The organism is Hydrogenophaga sp., from assembly GCF_965657535.1.
Classification (GTDB): Bacteria; Pseudomonadota; Gammaproteobacteria; order Burkholderiales; family Burkholderiaceae_C; genus Hydrogenophaga.
Genome location: NZ_CBFHOP010000004.1, coordinates 377721 through 394116, shown reverse-complemented (window position 1 = coordinate 394116; position 16396 = coordinate 377721). Strand labels below are relative to the sequence as shown.

Annotated in this window: 15 protein-coding genes; 6 read left to right on the top strand and 9 right to left on the bottom strand. The window is 63.7% G+C overall.

Going from position 1 to position 16396, the window contains the following annotated elements; translation table 11 throughout:
- Positions 1-22: 22 nt before the first annotated feature.
- Together hyi and gcl are read right to left on the bottom strand one after the other, a co-directional pair.
- On the bottom strand, positions 23-820 hold the full coding sequence (gene hyi, locus ACTG4K_RS09420) for a hydroxypyruvate isomerase (RefSeq protein WP_439113935.1): 798 nt from the start codon (positions 818-820) through the stop codon (positions 23-25).
- Positions 821-963: 143 nt separating this feature from the next.
- Positions 964-2754, bottom strand: coding sequence for a glyoxylate carboligase (gene gcl / locus ACTG4K_RS09415; protein WP_439113934.1), 1791 nt, complete (start codon positions 2752-2754; stop codon positions 964-966).
- A gap of 147 nt (positions 2755-2901) precedes the next feature.
- Here gcl and ACTG4K_RS09410 point away from each other — a divergent pair, with 147 nt between their 5' ends.
- Together ACTG4K_RS09410 and ACTG4K_RS09405 are read left to right on the top strand one after the other, a co-directional pair.
- Positions 2902-3807 carry a LysR family transcriptional regulator gene (locus ACTG4K_RS09410; RefSeq protein ID WP_439113933.1) on the top strand — a complete coding sequence of 302 codons (906 nt, stop codon included), beginning with the start codon at positions 2902-2904 and terminating at the stop codon, positions 3805-3807.
- Between the two features lies 1 nt (position 3808).
- Entirely contained in the window at positions 3809-5263 is a 1455-nt protein-coding gene (locus ACTG4K_RS09405; protein WP_439113932.1) for an 8-oxoguanine deaminase, read from the top strand.
- A gap of 12 nt (positions 5264-5275) precedes the next feature.
- On the opposite strand, the gene ACTG4K_RS09400 is transcribed toward ACTG4K_RS09405, so the two are convergent.
- Together ACTG4K_RS09400 and ACTG4K_RS09395 are read right to left on the bottom strand one after the other, a co-directional pair.
- Positions 5276-5866 (bottom strand): pyridoxamine 5'-phosphate oxidase family protein, encoded by a 591-nt coding sequence (locus ACTG4K_RS09400; RefSeq protein WP_439113931.1) that lies wholly within the window; start codon positions 5864-5866, stop codon positions 5276-5278.
- A 38-nt stretch (positions 5867-5904) separates the two neighbouring features.
- Positions 5905-6243, bottom strand: a complete 339-nt coding sequence (locus tag ACTG4K_RS09395) for an HNH endonuclease (RefSeq protein WP_439113930.1) — start codon at positions 6241-6243, stop codon at positions 5905-5907.
- A gap of 122 nt (positions 6244-6365) precedes the next feature.
- Here ACTG4K_RS09395 and ACTG4K_RS09390 point away from each other — a divergent pair, with 122 nt between their 5' ends.
- Entirely contained in the window at positions 6366-6587 is a 222-nt protein-coding gene (locus tag ACTG4K_RS09390) for a TIGR02450 family Trp-rich protein (protein WP_439113929.1), read from the top strand.
- Between the two features lie 29 nt (positions 6588-6616).
- On the opposite strand, the gene ACTG4K_RS09385 is transcribed toward ACTG4K_RS09390, so the two are convergent.
- On the bottom strand, positions 6617-7027 hold the full coding sequence (locus ACTG4K_RS09385) for a thiol-disulfide oxidoreductase DCC family protein (protein WP_439113928.1): 411 nt from the start codon (positions 7025-7027) through the stop codon (positions 6617-6619).
- 61 nt (positions 7028-7088) lie between these two features.
- Complete coding sequence (locus ACTG4K_RS09380) at positions 7089-7790, bottom strand: alpha/beta hydrolase (protein WP_439113927.1); 702 nt, start codon at positions 7788-7790, stop codon at positions 7089-7091.
- A 213-nt stretch (positions 7791-8003) separates the two neighbouring features.
- Between ACTG4K_RS09380 and ACTG4K_RS09375 the strand changes: the two genes are divergently transcribed.
- Positions 8004-9695 carry an AMP-binding protein gene (locus ACTG4K_RS09375; protein ID WP_439113926.1) on the top strand — a complete coding sequence of 564 codons (1692 nt, stop codon included), beginning with the start codon at positions 8004-8006 and terminating at the stop codon, positions 9693-9695.
- Between the two features lie 72 nt (positions 9696-9767).
- Positions 9768-10745: an NAD-dependent epimerase gene (locus tag ACTG4K_RS09370; protein ID WP_439113925.1), complete on the top strand. Its 978-nt coding sequence runs from the start codon at positions 9768-9770 to the stop codon at positions 10743-10745.
- 18 nt (positions 10746-10763) lie between these two features.
- Here ACTG4K_RS09370 and ACTG4K_RS09365 read toward each other — a convergent pair whose 3' ends face one another.
- The 3 genes from ACTG4K_RS09365 to ACTG4K_RS09355 form a co-directional block, all read right to left on the bottom strand.
- The gene (locus ACTG4K_RS09365) at positions 10764-11246 is read right to left on the bottom strand and encodes a low molecular weight protein-tyrosine-phosphatase (RefSeq protein ID WP_439113924.1); all 483 of its coding nucleotides are present in this window, start codon (positions 11244-11246) and stop codon (positions 10764-10766) included.
- A gap of 149 nt (positions 11247-11395) precedes the next feature.
- Positions 11396-11704: an H-NS histone family protein gene (locus ACTG4K_RS09360; protein WP_439113923.1), complete on the bottom strand. Its 309-nt coding sequence runs from the start codon at positions 11702-11704 to the stop codon at positions 11396-11398.
- Positions 11705-11776: 72 nt separating this feature from the next.
- Positions 11777-12763, bottom strand: coding sequence for an RluA family pseudouridine synthase (locus ACTG4K_RS09355; RefSeq protein ID WP_439113922.1), 987 nt, complete (start codon positions 12761-12763; stop codon positions 11777-11779).
- A gap of 595 nt (positions 12764-13358) precedes the next feature.
- Here ACTG4K_RS09355 and ACTG4K_RS09350 point away from each other — a divergent pair.
- A complete protein-coding gene (locus tag ACTG4K_RS09350) occupies positions 13359-16355 on the top strand; it encodes an Rne/Rng family ribonuclease (RefSeq protein ID WP_439113921.1) in 2997 nt (998 codons plus the stop codon).
- The last annotated feature ends 41 nt before the right edge of the window (positions 16356-16396 follow it).

The window sequence follows — 16396 nt, the reverse complement described above, 5'->3', positions numbered from 1 at the left end:
GTCTATCTCCGTGTTGTGTTGTTCAAAGCGTCTGGCCGTGCGCGGCAACCCAGGCCAGGCCTCTGTCGGTCCCGCCGGGCGTGCTGTCCTTCGGCTTGTATTCGCAGCCGATCCAGCCGGTGTAGCCCAGCGCATCGATGTGGTCGAACAGGTTCTTGTGGTGAATCTCGCCGGTGCCGGGCTCGTGTCGGCCGGGTGTGTCGGCCAGCTGCATGTGTGCCATGCGCGGCAGCAGGTCTTTGATGGTGTTGCACAGCTCACCTTCCATGCGTTGTGCGTGGTAGATGTCGTACTGAAGAAACACGTTGTCGGCACCGACCTCGTCCATCAACGCGATGGCCTGACGCGGTCGGTTGACGAAATAGCCCGGCATGTCGAAGGTGTTGATGGGCTCAATCAGCAGCGGCAGGCCCAGCTTCTTCGCCTCGGCCGCCGCAAAGCGCACATTGGCCACCCAGGTGGCGCGGGCCTGCGCCTCGCTCACGCCCAACGGCATGAGCCCGGCCATGCAGTGCCAGCGCTGCACGCCGATCACGGGTGCGTAAGCTGCGGCTTTCGCCACACCGGCCCGGAACTCGTCTTCACGGCCGGGGATGCAGGCGATACCCCGCTCGCCCGCTGCCCAGTCGCCAGGAGGCAGGTTGTGCAGCACCAGTTCCAGCCGGTGCTGCTTCAGCAGCAACGCGATCTGATCGGCCGGGAAGTCGTAAGGGAACAGGAATTCCACAGCTTTGAAACCAGCCTTGGCAGCGGCTTCAAAACGGTCAAGGAAAGACAGCTCATTCCAGAGCATGGAGAGGTTGGCGGCGAAGCGAGGCATGTTGTCTTCTTTCAGTTAACGGTCAAACCAGAGCGTGGTCAGCAGCGGGTGAAGCGATCCGGCCCAGAGACACCGCGGAACCGGCTTTACCGGGCCGCCAGTGTCGCCCCCTTGAGGGGGTCGCGCGGAGCGCGGCGGGGGTGTCATTCCAGCAACCCGGCAGCGATCAGGCCTTCACGGCCTTCCGGGTGCAGGCATTCAATGTCTTCAAATTCGTTGATGGCGTTGATTTCGATACCCATGGCGATGTTGGTCACTTTCTCCAAAATCACCTCGACCACCACCGGCACACTGTACTTGCGCGCCATGGCCTGCGCCTCGCGCAGCGCGGCCTGGATCTTGGCCGGATCGGTCACCCGCAGCGCCTTGCAGCCCAGGCCTTCAACCACCGCCTGGTGGTCCACGCCGTAGCCCTTGAGTGTGGGGTCGTCCACGTTCTGGTTTTCGAACGCGAGCTGCACGCAATAGTCCATTTCAAAACCGCGCTGGCTCTGCCGGATCAGGCCGAGGTAGCTGTTGTTCACCAGCACCTGCACATAAGGAATGCGGAACTGCGCGCCCACCGCCAGCTCCTCCACCAGGAACTGGAAATCGTAGTCACCCGAGAGCCCGACCACGGTCTTGGTCGGGTCTGCCGCAGCCACACCGAGCGCGGCGGGAATGGTCCAGCCCAGCGGGCCGGCCTGGCCGCAGTTGATCCACTGACGCGGGCCGTATACGTGCAGGAACTGAGCGCCGGCGATCTGGGACAGGCCGATGGTGGACACGTAGACGGTGTCGCGCCCAAAGGCGGTGTTCATCTCTTCGTAAACACGCTGCGGCTTGATCGGGACGTTGTCGTAATGCGTCTTGCGCTGCATGAGCTTCTTGCGCTCGGCGCAGCGCTCGGCCCAGGTGCTGTAGTCCTTCAGGGCACCAGCGGCCTTGCGCTCGCGCGCCACCTGCACAAACAGCTCCAGCGCGATCTTCGCGTCCGAGACGATGCCAAGCTCGGGGTTGAACACGCGGCCAATCTGCGTGGGCTCAATGTCCACATGCACAAAGGTGCGGCCCTGCGTGTACACCTCCACCGAGCCGGTGTGGCGGTTCGCCCAGCGGTTGCCGATGCCGAGCACGAAGTCGCTCGCCAGCATGGTGGCGTTGCCGTAGCGGTGGCTGGTCTGCAAGCCACACATGCCGGCCATGAGGGGGTGGTCGTCGGGGATCGCGCCCCAGGCCATGAGCGTGGGGATCACCGGCACGCCGGTGAGCTCGGCCAGCTCGACCAGCAGGTCGGACGCGTCGGCGTTGATGATTCCGCCACCGGCCACGATCAGCGGCTTTTCCGAGGCGGTGAGCAGGTCCAGCGCCTTTTCAATCTGCTTGCGCGTGGCGGCTGGCTTGTAGACCGGCAGTGGTTCGTAGGTATCGATATCGAACTCGATTTCGGCCATCTGCACGTCAATCGGCAGGTCGATCAGCACCGGGCCGGGGCGGCCCGAGCGCATGAGGTGAAAGGCCTGCTGGAACACACGGGGCACCAGCGCGGGTTCGCGCACCGTCACGCTCCATTTGGTCACCGGCTTGCTGATGGCCTCAATGTCCACCGCCTGGAAGTCTTCCTTGTACAGCCGGGCACGCGGCGCCTGGCCGGTGATGCAGAGAATCGGTATCGAATCGGCGCTGGCCGAATACAGGCCAGTGATCATGTCGGTACCGGCCGGGCCGCTGGTGCCGATGCACACCCCGATGTTGCCGGCGCGCGCCCGGGTGTAGCCCTCGGCCATGTGCGAAGCACCTTCCACATGCCGGGCCAGCACATGCGCAATCGTCTGGCGTTCACGCAGCTGGGCATACAGCGGGTTGATGGCGGCGCCGGGCACGCCGAAGGCTTGCGTGATGCCTTCTTTTTCCATCACGAGCACGGCGGCCATCGCGGCTTTCATCTTGGGCATGGGGGGTTCCTTGGTGGGTTGCAGTCACGGTTTGATGTCACTGGGTACGGATGCTAGGGAACCCCCGCCGGTTTGAGAATGGCACCCCGCGTACGTTGATTCGATACTTTGGATATGGAATCCACCGGCATGGCTTAACATGCGCTCATGGACCGCTTCAAGGAAATAGAAGCCTTTGTGCAAGTGATGGAACACGGCAGCCTGGCTGCTGCGGCACTGCACGCAGGCATTACCCCGGTGATGATGGGAAGGCGCATGGACGCGCTGGAAAAACGCCTGGGCACGCGGCTGATTCACCGCTCCACGCGAAGGCTGGTGCTGACCGAACAGGGCGCCAGTTTTCTGGACGAGTGCCGCGCGCTGCTGGCGCAATGGGCACAGGCCGAGGCCAGTGTGTCGGCGCAGAAACACAGCGCCAGCGGGCACCTGATCGTGTCGGCACCCGCCGCCTTTGGTCGGCTGCACGTGGCGCCACACGCAGCGGGCTTCCTCAAGGCCAACCCGGAGGTCAAGCTGTCGTTCAACCTGACCGACCGCGTGGTCGACTTGGTTCGTGAGGGCTACGACATGGGCCTGCGCATCGGTGGCGTGATCGACCCGAACTTCGTGGCGATCAAGCTGGCGGTGAACCAGCGGGTGGTTTGCGGCACACCGGCCTACTTCCGCAAACACGGCAAGCCGCAGTCGCTGGAAGATCTGAAAACCCATAACTGCCTGGCCTTCAACTTGCAAGGCGGGCAGCAGCGCGGCTGGTACTTTCAGGACGGTGGCAAGACGGTGACGGTGCGTGTGGAAGGCAACCTGGACTGCAACGACGGCGAGTTGCTGCACCGCTGGGTGAGCGATGGGCTGGGCCTGGGCTGGCGCAGCACCTGGGAAATACAGGCGCAGCTGCAACGCGGCGAACTGGTGACCGTGCTGGATGAATACGCCCTGCCCGCCTACGACATATTGGCCGTGTACCCGCAGCAAAGGCACCTGCCGGCCAAGGTGCGGTTTTTCATTGAGCATCTGAAAAAGGTCTATTCCAAGCCCAACTATTGGTTGAAATGACATGAACTCCCTGCTGATCCACAACGCCACCTGCATCGCCACCTTCGACCACACCGACCCTTTGCTTGGCCGCGAACTAAAGGACGCCTCGCTATTCGTGCGCGACAACGTGATCGAGTGGATCGGCCCCACCGCCGAGCTGCCGCGTGCGCTGCTCGAATCGGCCGGCGAGACCATCGATGCGCGCGGCCATCTGGTCACGCCGGGCTTGGTGAACACGCACCACCATATGTACCAGTCGCTCACGCGGGCGATACCTGGCGTGCAGGACGCCGAGCTGTTCTCATGGCTGCAAGGGCTGTACCCGATCTGGGCCGGCCTCACACCCGAAATGGTGCAGGTCTCGACCCAGGTGGCCATGGCCGAGCTGCTGCTGAGCGGCTGCACCACCAGCAGCGATCACCTCTACATCTACCCCAACGGCGTGCAGCTGGAGGACAGCATCGAAGCGGCGCAGCAAATCGGCATGCGCTTTGTGGCCACGCGGGGCAGCATGAGCGTGGGGCAGTCGCAGGGTGGCCTGCCGCCCGACAGCGTGGTGGAGCGCGAAGACGCGATCCTGAAAGACAGCCAGCGCCTGATCGAGACCTGGCACAGCGCGGCGCACGGCGCCATGGTGCAGGTGGCGCTGGCGCCTTGCTCGCCGTTTTCGGTGAGCCCTGCGCTCATGAAACAGAGCGCCGAGCTGGCGCGCAGCTTCAAGGGGCAAGGCGTGCGCCTGCACACCCACCTGGCCGAAAACGACCACGACATCGCCTACAGCCGCGAAAAGTTCAACATGACCCCGGCGCAGTACGCCCAGGAGCTGGGCTGGCTGGGCGAGGACGTGTGGCATGCACACTGCGTAAAGCTGGACGACGAGGGCATTTCGCTCTTTGCCGCCAGCCGCACCGGCGTGGCGCACTGCCCCTGCAGCAACATGCGCCTGGCCTCCGGCATCGCTCCTATCCGCCGCATGCTCAGCGCCGGTGTGCCGGTGGGCCTGGGGGTGGACGGCAGCGCCAGCAACGACGCCGCGCACTTGGTGAACGAAGCGCGACAGGCGATGCTGCTGGCCCGAGTGGGCCGCGCGCTGATGCCGCCCGAAACGCGCCATGGAAAAACTTTCTTCGGCTGCGACCTCGGCCCGGCCGAGATGACCGCGCGCGATGCGCTGCACATCGCCACACGCGGCGGCGCGCAGGTGCTGGGGCGAAAGGACATCGGCCATCTGGCCGTGGGCATGTGCGCCGACCTGGCGCTGTTCGACCTGCGCACGCTGGGCTTTGCCGGCGGCGCGGTGCACGATCCGGTGGCCAGCCTGCTGCTGTGCGCCAGCCCGCAAGCCGCTTTCACCGTGGTCAACGGCCGGGTGGTGGTGCGTGAAGGGCAGCTCACCACCCAGGGCCTGGGCCCGCTGGTGGAGCGCCACAACCTGCTGGCGGTGCAACTGGCCGAAGGGGCGCGCAGCGCCTGACTCAAAGCGCCATCATGGCGTCAGCGGCTCCACCACCTGGCCCTGAATACGGGCGCGCTGGTGCTGACCGTCCAAGCCCAACGCCAACCAGTCCATGGTCTCCACGCGGGCCACCACCACCGCCAGGTGGTGCGCCGGCCGGTCACCCGGCAAATCGGGTGGTGCACCACCGCCAACCAGTGAGCGCCCCGGCGCTTGGTTGGTCAAATAATCTCCCGCCGACGCAGACTGCCCCACCCGCGCCCAGGCAGCGTCCACTTCCGGCCCGCTGGTCAGCACCTGCAGGCGCGCCGACACCCGCAACTGCCAACGCAGCTGGGGGCTCCAGAACACCAGCGTGGCTTGCGGCTGGGCCTGCAGCTCAGCCACCTTGGGGCTGCGCCCATCGGTGAAAAACACCAACTCGTCCGTTGGCTGGCGGGCCTGCCGCAGCACCACCGTGCGCGCGTTGGGGTGCTGGTCCAGGCCCAAGGTGGCCAGCACGGGGGTGCGCCAGGCGTGGTGCCGGTCTTGTGTGGCGCGGGCCAGTTCTTGCCAGATGCGGTGGACAAGCGGGTCGCCACGGGTCCTGTCGGTGCTGGGGGGAATGAACGGTTGGGGCATGGGGCGGGACATCGATTCTGCTGATCAGGTTCACGGCTTCACCGCCGGTTGTTGTGTTTTCGGGTGCGTTCCATGAAGTCGTTGGGTTTTGTCTTGACCCAGGCCACGAAACGCGCCACCTCGGGGTGTGCCAGCAGTGCTTCGGCGGTGTTGTAGGTTCGGGCCAGCTCTGTTTCGCTGAGCAAAGCATGCACCTGCCGGTGGCAGATGCGGTGCAAAAACAAGGTCTCGCGCCCGCCCTTGGACTTCGGTACCAGGTGGTGTGCGTCGCGCTGCGAAGCGGGTATGGCACGGCCGCACAAAGGACATGGCGGCTCGGCGGGCAAGGGCTGGTGCATGGCACGCGCGGCCATCAAAAGGCGGTTGATACGACCCATGGGGCGGTAAATTAGCGCAACGGCTGCGCGCCCGTGGGCTCGCCGCGCCAAAGCCCCACAGGTGGGCACTGAGCACCCCAGCGGCCGCACGCCGCCACCACCTTTGTGGCAACCTCAAAGCCATGAACGCTTTGCACCCCAAGAAACTGCTGCGCACCAAATGGACCGCTGTGCAGCCCGTGGCACGCAACAAGCATTTCTTGGTGGTGAAGGTGATTGAACCCGACCCACCCGCCACAGCAACCGAATGGGTGGAACTCGAAGCGGTGTATTCGGGCACGGTCACGCGCATCGCGTGGAAGACCTTGCGCGACACCACGCTGTGGCGCCAAGGCTGGGTATAGCCGCGTCTGGCGAGCGCAAGTTGGGCGTTTCAAACACCACCCAACCGGCGGCTCACCCAGCGCTGCAGCCGGGGCCGCAGCGGCAAAAAGGCCCGGTAAGCCAAGTCAAGCGCCCAGCGCATGGGCGGCCGTCCAAACAGCTGCCCGAGCCAGCGCCAACCCTGCAGCTCGCGCCACAAGCGGGCAAATGCCGCGCCACCTTCAAACAACTGCCCTGCAGCGTCGCGCACATGAAACCGCGCCATGGCCGCGGTGCAAGACAGGCCAGGCCCCAGGTCGGCGGGCGCGCTCACGTCCACCCAGCTCAGCCGGTCGCCACCGGGGCGCTGCTGGTAATAGGCAATTTCTCTGCGGCACAGCGGGCAACTGCCGTCGAAATACACGCGCAACGGCGCGTGGTCCGGGACCAGGGCGTGGGTGGTGGGCGAGACGAATGACATGGGGAGATGTTGCCCCACAAGCCATACCAGGGTGCAGCGCGTGGGCAAGCCTGGGGGCCAGTCAGCGTACCGCCAGCACTTTCAGCAGCCAGCCGTTCAAGTCCGCTATTTCCTGGGGGCACACCGCGTGCTCCATGCTGTAACTGAACCACTCTACGTGGTAGCCCAGGGCTTGCAGGGTGTCCCGGGCGGCCACTCCGCGCTCCATAGCGACCACCGGGTCGTGCTGACCGTGGGCCAGGAAAATGGGGGTGTTCTGGTTGGCCGGGCTACGCTCGGCAGCGGTCTGCTCGGCCAGCGGCAAATAGCCCGACAGCGCCACCAGGCCCGCCAGCCGCTGCGGCGCCCGCAAACCGCTGAGCAAGGTCATGGCGCAGCCCTGTGAAAAGCCCATCAGTACCGTGCGCTCGGACGGCACACCGCGTGCGGCCTCGCGGTCCAGCAGCTGCTGCACGATGCCCTGCGAAGCACGCAAACCGGCACCGTCTTCGCGCCGCGCCACGGCCGGGTTGGCGCTGGGCGGGTGGATGTCGTACCAGGCGCGCATGTCATAGCCGCCGTTGATGGTGACCGGGCGCACCGGTGCGCTCGGAAAAACAAAGCGCACCGGGCCCACGGCGCTCAGGTCGAGCTCCTGGGCAATGGGCACAAAGTCGCTGCCGTCGGCCCCCAGCCCGTGCAACACCACGATGCTGGCCACGGGCTGGGCGGTGGGGTCGCCACCGGCGACAAGTTCCATGATGTCGAGGGTTTGGGTATTCATGGCTGGCAGCATAGCGGCAACCGGCTTGCACCGGCACAAACTGCGGCGGGCACCTCTGCATTGCGCCCCTGCTGCACGCCGCCTGTATTGACTCCCATCAACGGACCCCACGGCTGGGCTGGGCTCTCTAACCCACGGCAGGAAAAACCCTCTGCCCCAACGGCCGCGATGTTGTTAGATTCGCGCCATATCACCACCGATCGAGACACATCCATGCCCACCGTGCCCAACGACCTCCTGGCCCTTCAGCGCCTCTACCACTGGGAAAAAGCAGCACCCAACAAAGTGGCTCTCACCCAGCCCATGGGCGATGGCGCGGTGCAAGACTTCACCTGGGCGCAGATTGGCGACCAGGTGCGCCGCATGGCCACTTACTTGCAATCCCAAGGCTGGGAGCCCGGCTCCAAGGTGGCGATCCTGTCCAAAAACTGCGCCTGGTGGATGATGAGCGACCTCGCCATCTGGATGGCGGGTTACGTGTCTGTTCCGCTGTATCCGACGCTGGCGCCCGACACGGTGCGCCAGATTCTGGAGCACAGCGGGTCTAAAGCCTGCTTCGTGGGCAAGCTTGACGGCTGGGAAGGCATGAAACCCGGCGTGCCGGCTGGCCTGCCTTGCATCAGTTACCCGCTGTCACCGCCAGATGCCCTGAAGTCTTACGAAAGCTGGGACGCCATATGTGCCCGTTGCCAGCCTTTGCGTGGCGACCCGGTACGCGCTGCCGACGACCTGGCCACCCTCATCTACACCTCGGGCACCACCGGCATGCCCAAAGGCGTGATGCATTCATTTGGCAACTTTGCCTGGGCACTCGACTCCGGCCTGAAGCGCATTCCCATGACCGGTGAAGACCGCATGCTGTCCTATTTGCCGCTGGCGCATGTGGTGGAACGCATGCTGGTCGAACACGGCTGGCTGCGCACCGGCATGCATGTGTATTTCGCCGAATCCCTGGACACGTTCACCGCCGACCTGCAGCGTGCGCGCCCCACCATCTTCTTCTCGGTGCCACGTCTGTGGGTCAAATTCCAGCAGGGTATCCACCACAAAATGCCGCCCGCCAAGCTCAACCGCCTGTTGGGCATCCCCATTCTGGGCGGCATCGTTCGCAAGAAGGTCATGAAGGCACTGGGCCTCGATCAGTGCAAGTTTGCAGCCGGCGGCGCCGCACCCATGCCGCTGGCGCTGCTGCAGTGGTACAGCAAACTGGGTTTGCACATCAACGAGGGCTACGGCATGACCGAAAACCTCGCGCTGTCGCACATCACCGAACCTGACAAAAACCAGCAAGGCTCGGTGGGCCCGGTGTACGACGGCGTGCAGCACCGCATCGATCCCGCAACCGGCGAGGTGCAAATGCACAGTGAGGCACTGATGCAGGGCTACTACAAGGAACCCGAAAAAACCCGGGAAACTTTCACCGAAGACGGCTGGCTCAAAACCGGTGACAAGGGCCACATCGACGCGCAGGGCAACCTGCACATCACCGGCCGGGTGAAAGACCTGTTCAAGACCGGCAAGGGCAAATATGTGGCGCCCGCGCCCATTGAAGACAAGCTCGTGATGCACGAAGCGGTGGAAGCCTGCGTGGTGTCGGGCGCCAACCTGGGCCAGCCCCTGGGCATCGTGATGCTCAACGCGGAATTTGTGGTCCGCGCGAGCGAACCGGCAGGTCGCAGCGAACTGGAAAGCTCGCTGGCGAGCCACCTGCAACAGATCAACGCCACGCTCGACCCGCACGAACGGCTGCAATGCCTGGTCGTGGTCACCACCGCCTGGACGGTAGACAACGACGTGATCACCCCAACCTTCAAGGTCAAGCGCAACCGCATTGAAGACCTGTACGCCAAAAACTACGAAAACTGGGAAGCCGCCGGCAAGCAGGTGATCTGGCAAAACGGCTGACCCGGAGAGCCAGCAACGCAGGGAAGCGCGAACGCATCTGGCCTTGCCCTACCTTGCCCTACCATTAGCGGCATGCACATACTTCTCACTGGTGCTGCCGGCTTCATCGGCATGCACACCGCCCAACGCCTGCTCGCACGCGGCGACACCGTAGTAGGTATTGACAACCTCAACGACTACTACGACGTCGCGCTCAAACAGGCCCGCCTGGCCACCTTGCAGCCCCAGCCAGGCTTTCAGTTCGTGCAAATCGATGTGGGTGACCGCGCCGCCATGGCGCAACTCTTCAACAGTCAGCGCTTTGACGGCGTGGTGCACCTCGCCGCCCAGGCGGGCGTGCGCTACTCCATCAGCCATCCCATGGCGTATCTGGACAGCAACCTGACCGGCTTTGGTCATGTGCTCGAAGGCTGCCGAGCGCAACAAGTGCAACACCTGGTCTACGCTTCAAGCTCCAGTGTGTACGGCGGTAACACCAAAATGCCATTCGCCGAAACCGACCCGGTGGACCATCCAGTGAGCCTGTACGCCGCCACGAAAAAGGCCAACGAGCTGATGGCGCACACCTACAGCCACCTGTACCGCGTGCCCACCACCGGCTTGCGGTTTTTCACCGTTTACGGCCCTTGGGGACGGCCGGACATGGCCTATTTTTCTTTCACACGCGCCGTGCTCGCGGGGCAGCCCATCCAGGTGTTCAACCACGGCCAGATGAAGCGTGATTTCACCTACATCGACGACATCGTCGAGGGCGTGCTGCGTGTGCTGGACAAGCCCGCCTCGCCCGAAACGCCGGGCGTTGCGCCTTACCGAATTTTCAATATCGGCAACAGCGGCCCCGTGCCCCTGCTCGACTTCATTGGCTGCATTGAGCAGGCCCTGGGACGAACGGCGACAAAGGAATTTTTGCCCATGCAGGACGGCGACGTACCGGCCACATACGCCGACACCAACGCCCTGCGGGAATGGGTGGGCTTTGCGCCCTCCACGCCCTTGGCGACCGGCATTGAGCGCTTTGTGCGCTGGTACCAAAGCTATTACAGCGCCTGACCGGCAGCCCGGCAGCTGTCAGCGTTCGGCTGGCGCTGATGTCAAGCGGTCCAGCACGCCGCTGGCGCCCTGTTCACACAACTGCATGACACGCTCGAAGCCCTCGTCGTTCCCGTAATACGGGTCGGGCACTTCGCCCGCCTCTGCAATGGCAGCGAATTCCAGGAAAAGATGCAATTTGTGTTGATGATCAGCCGGGCAAAGTCGCTGCAGATTGACCAGATTGCTGCGGTCCATGGCCAAAATCAGGTCGAACCGCTCAAAGTCCTTTGGCACGACACCCCGTGCCCGCTCGCGCGCAATGTGCGAATACCCCCGGGCTGTGGCCACCGCGATGGCGCGGCGGTCGGGCTTTTCGCCTTGATGCCCAGCGTAGGTGCCTGCGGAATCCACCGCAAAGGCGTGCTCCAAGCGCCGCTGCGCCAACAGCGCCTGCAACGCGCTGGAGGCCAACGGCGAGCGGCAAATGTTGCCCATGCAAACCACAAGAATTCGAAACATGCTTTTAAGGATAGCAAACGAGCCCAGAGCAGAAACCCTGTGACCCCATGCCAGGCTCGCATCAAAGGCGCCAACGACAAAGCCCGCCAGAGGCGGGCTTTGTCGTTTACCGAAGTGCCAGCCGAAGGGATGACACCACCGCAGTGCGCTCAGATCAGGAATTCTTCGATGCTTTTGCCCGAAGCCAGGACCGCACGCACCCACTCAGGCTTGCGGCCTGGACCACCAGCCCAGAGCTCACCAGCGGGGCCCCGGTATTTGGCCGGCGCGCTCGACTTGGATTTGGCAGCTTTTTTGCCGCTGGCACCTGCGCCGCCGAGATCGGCAACCGTGATGCCAAATTGCTTCATTTTTCCTTTGATATCGGCAATCACGGCGGAAAGCTCGTCTTTGCGTGCCTGTTCAGCTTGCGCCATCAGCGATTGCGCTTGCGCCATGAGTTCGGAGTAAGTTGCCATTGCGTGTCCTTTTTTGGTCGGATTGGTATCTATATTGCGTACATCCCAACGATGTAGCCAATATTCTAATACCTATACACAGATCCGTGACCAAGACTGAAGTTCCTCCGGCAATTCCGCATGTAATTCTATTGCATTACCTGTGATGGGGTGTGCCAATCGCAATCGCCAGGCGTGCAGGAACATCCGCCTCAAACCCAGCCGGGACAATTGGCGGTTGAGTTCAAAATCTCCATATTTATCATCCCCCGCGATCGGATAGCCAGCGCTGGAAAGATGGACACGAATTTGATGGGTTCGCCCAGTCTTGATGGTCACTTCCAGTAAACTAAAACTATCAGCCAGTCCCGCGGCCAAGCCCGCCGGGGCCGCAACCCTCCCTACCACACGCACCAGGGTCACCGAATGCATGCCATCCGGATCGTCTTTGCTGGTCACACGCACACGCCGCTCTCCATCCGGTAGCAGGTATTTATGAAGCGGCTGGTCCAGCACCTTGAGCTTGGCGGGCCAAGTGCCTTTGACCAGCGTCAAATAGGTTTTACCGGTTTCGCGCTCGCGAAATTGGTCTTGTAGCGCCTTGAGGGCACTCTTCTTTTTGGCAATCAGCAGCAACCCACTGGTTTCACGGTCAAGTCGGTGCACCAATTCGAGCAGCCGGGCCTGTGGCCGCGCTTGCCGCATTTGCTCGATCACCCCAAAACTCACGCCACTGCCACCGTGCACGGCCACACCTGCGGGTTTGTCGATGGCCATGAAAGCATCGTCTTCAAACACCACCGGAAATTCGCGCGGTGGCGCCGGGTTGGCGGCCTTTTCTTCGGCGCGCTCAGACAGGCGAATGGGCGGAATACGCAGCACATCACCCGAGGCAACACGGTCATCAGCCCCGACGCGGCCTTTGTTTCGGCGCACCTCACCCGATCGAATAATTCGGTAAATGTGGGTTTTGGGGACACCTTTGAGCTCGCGAATCAGAAAATTGTCGAGCCGCTGGCCGGCCGACTCTTCATCGACCGTGATGTGACGGACTGCCGCCGGGGGCAAGGCACTTGGCATGGGCAATGGAATAAGGCCACCACGGCGGCGGGAGCTGACTATAATGTCACGCACCCGTCGCGTGCTGTAAGTGATTGATTTCCCTTGATTTTAGGGCAGTCATGGCAAGCAGTCGCCCCAGCGCCCAGCGCCTGGAGCCCGATGGGTATAAGTTGCCACCCGCAGCACCCGGGTCCGGCGCCTGATGCCTGATGTATTCCCAAGCGAATCCAGGCACAGGACCGGTCAGGTTGAAGCTGTGGGAGAACACGCTACAGAAACTGCGAACCCGAATACGGAATACCCCAATCAGCCAGCCTGCAAAAAAGGCTGGTTGAGGACGAAGTGAAGTCAGAGAGACAACCGCCAGACCCATGTCATTGACAGCCACCTGGCCATCCCTGTTCACCCACCTCCACGCGCCTACGCCTTGACCCGGCGGTTCGACGTGGCACCTACTGGTGCCCGCTTGCGTTGAACGCCCTACCCGAATCGCGGGTCATCGGCTCTCCGGCAATTCCTCCCCTCGTTCGCTTTTCCCGCGTGTTCACGGCAGGTTGGCGCTACGGGCCTGGCCCGCAGCGTCCTTGTGTGTTTGAACGAAGGAAAACGCATCATGAAACGCATGCTGATCAATGCCACGCAGGCTGAAGAACGCCGATTGGCCATTGTGGACGGGCAAAAACTGCTCGACTACGAAATCGAAATCGAAGGGCGCGAACAGCGCAAGGGCAACATCTACAAGGCCGTGGTCACCCGCGTCGAGCCTTCGCTGGAAGCCTGTTTTGTGGACTATGGCGAAGAACGCCACGGCTTTTTGCCGTTCAAAGAAATCTCGCGCCAGTATTTCGCTGCTGGCGTACCGGTCAACCAAGCACGCATCAACGACGTGATCCGCGAAGGCCAGGAACTGCTGGTTCAGGTCGAAAAAGAAGAGCGCGGCAACAAGGGCGCGGCTCTGACCACCTTTGTGAGCCTGGCAGGCCGCTACGTGGTGTTGATGCCCAACAACCCACGCGGCGGCGGTGTGAGCCGTCGCATTGAGGGCGAAGACCGGCAAGACCTCAAAGCGGCCCTGGACCAGCTGGAATACCCCAACGGCATGAGCATCATTGCCCGTACCGCCGGCATTGGTCGCGATGCCCCTGAGCTGCAATGGGACTTGAATTACCTGCTCAAACTGTGGAACGCCATTGACGGCGCTGCGCAGGGTGGCAAGGGTGCCTACCTTATTTACCAGGAATCAAGCCTGGTGATACGCGCGATCCGTGACTACTTCAACGGCGACATCGGCGAGATCCTGATCGACACCGACGACATCTTTGAACAAGCTCACCAGTTCATGAGCCATGTGATGCCCGAGCACGGCCACCGCGTGAAACGCTACCGCGACGACGCACCGCTGTTCAGCCGTTTCCAGATCGAACACCAGATTGAAACCGCCTACAGCCGTACGGTGAACCTGCCTTCAGGCGGCGCCATCGTGATCGACCAGACCGAAGCACTGGTGGCCGTGGACGTGAACTCGGCGCGTGCCATTAAGGGCGGCGACATTGAAGAAACCGCCACCCGCACCAACCTGGAAGCTGCCGACGAAGTGGCCCGCCAGGCCCGTCTGCGCGACCTGGGCGGCCTGATCGTGATCGACTTCATCGACATGGATGAGTCAAAGAACCGCCGCGAAGTGGAAAACCGCCTGCGTGACGCGCTGCGCCAAGACCGCGCCCGCGTGCAGTTCGGCGCCATCAGCAAGTTCGGCCTGCTGGAAATGAGCCGTCAGCGCCTGAAACCCATGCTGAGCGAAGGCTCGTCCATCCCCTGCCCGCGCTGCGGGGGTTCCGGCCACATCCGCGACACGGAAAGCTCGGCACTGCAGATTCTGCGCATCATTCAGGAAGAGTCGCTCAAAGACAGCACGGCCGCCGTGCTGGTGCAGGTGCCGGTCGAAGTGGCCAGCTTCCTGCTGAACGAAAAGCGCACCGAGATCACCAAGATCGAACTCAAGCAGCGCATCAACGTGCTGCTGGTGCCCAACAAGTCGCTGGACACGCCGAACTACAAGCTCGAACGCCTGAAGCACGACGACCCTCGCCTGGACAACCTGGACGCCAGCTACAAACTGGCCGACGAAGCCGATGACGCCACGGGTTTCACCCGCCGCAGCCAGGAACGCACCAACAAGCAAGAACCCCTGATCAAGGGTGTACTGCCCGATGGTCCAGCGCCGGTGGCGGCTCCGCGCTCCGAAACCCTTGCGCCTGTTGCCGCGCCCGCCGCTGTGGCGCAGCCTGTGACCGCTGTACCGGCAGCCAAAGCACCCGTACCGGCTGAAAAAGGCTTCTTTGGATGGCTCAAGAGCCTGTTTGGCGGCGCTGAACCCGCTCCCGAGGTGGCAGCGCCCGCACCGACCGCACCCGCCGCCAAGACCGGCGCCCGCGAAGATCGCCCCGATGCACGCCGTGACGGCCGCAGCCGTGGTGGCCGCAATGGCACTGAAGGCCGCGCACCACGCGAAGGCCGTGAGGGCCGCGAAGGTGGTCGCAACCCGCGTGGCGAAGGCCGCAGCGTGGAAGGCCGGCCCGAAGGCCGTGGGGAACGCCGCAACGAAGGCCAGCCTGCGCGCGTGGATGGCCGCAGCGAAAACCGCGAAGGTCGTGAGGGCCGCGAAGCCCGCGAGCCGCGTGAACCCCGCGCCGATGGCCGCAACGGTGGCCGTCGCGACAACCGCCGCGATGCCGCGCCCGCCGATGCCAACGCAGCTGTCAACGCCCTGCTGGCGAACGCCGCACCCGAGGCAGCAGTGGACACGCCAGAGGCCGCAGAAGCCCAGCGCCGCGAACGCCGTCCACGCAACGACAACCGCCGTCGCCAGCCGGGTGCAGAAGCCGCCGAAGCAGGCACACAGGTTCAAAGCGCTGACGCCGAAGCAGCGTTGAACGCGCCGACTGAAGCAGGCGCAGAAGCCCCCCGCGAAGGCGAAGCCGACAACAGCGCACCACGCGCGCCGCGCGAACGCCGCAGCCGCGACCGCTATGGCCGTGACCGCCGCGAACGCGCACCGCGTGACGCGTCTGCAGCGCCAGCCGACGAAGGCGCGGCGGTCGAAGCCATGCCTGCCGAGCAGCCCGGTGGCGAAGCAGCCAACGAGGCGCCGGTGCGCAGCAGCTACTTCAGCCTGCCAGTGGAAAACGCACCCGCGCACCCCCCCGAATCGGCTCCCGCTGCAGAGGCGCCGATTGCTGTGCACGCTGCCGTCGTGGAACCCGTGGCCGTGGTCGTGCCTGCACCCCGCGCAGCGATGCCCGCACCGGTGGCCGAGCGCGCTTCGCTGGCACCCGCTGCAGCGCCCGCCGCCAGCGGCTTGCCCAAGGTACAGGCCTTCGAGCTCTCGCTCGAAGCCCTCAACCAAGTCGCACAAGGCAGCGGTCTGGAATGGGTGAACTCCAACGCGGACAAAGTGGCCCAGGTGCAAGCCGCCATTGCAGCGGAACCCAAGCCCATTCATGTGCCCCGCGAACCCAAAACCATGGTGCTGCCTGACGACGGCCCGCTGGTACTGGTGGAAACCCGCAAAGACCTGCGCAACATGCCCCTGCCCTTCGAGGCCCAGTAAGCGGCTCAGAGCACAAGCCCTCGGGCGTGTGCCGACTCACC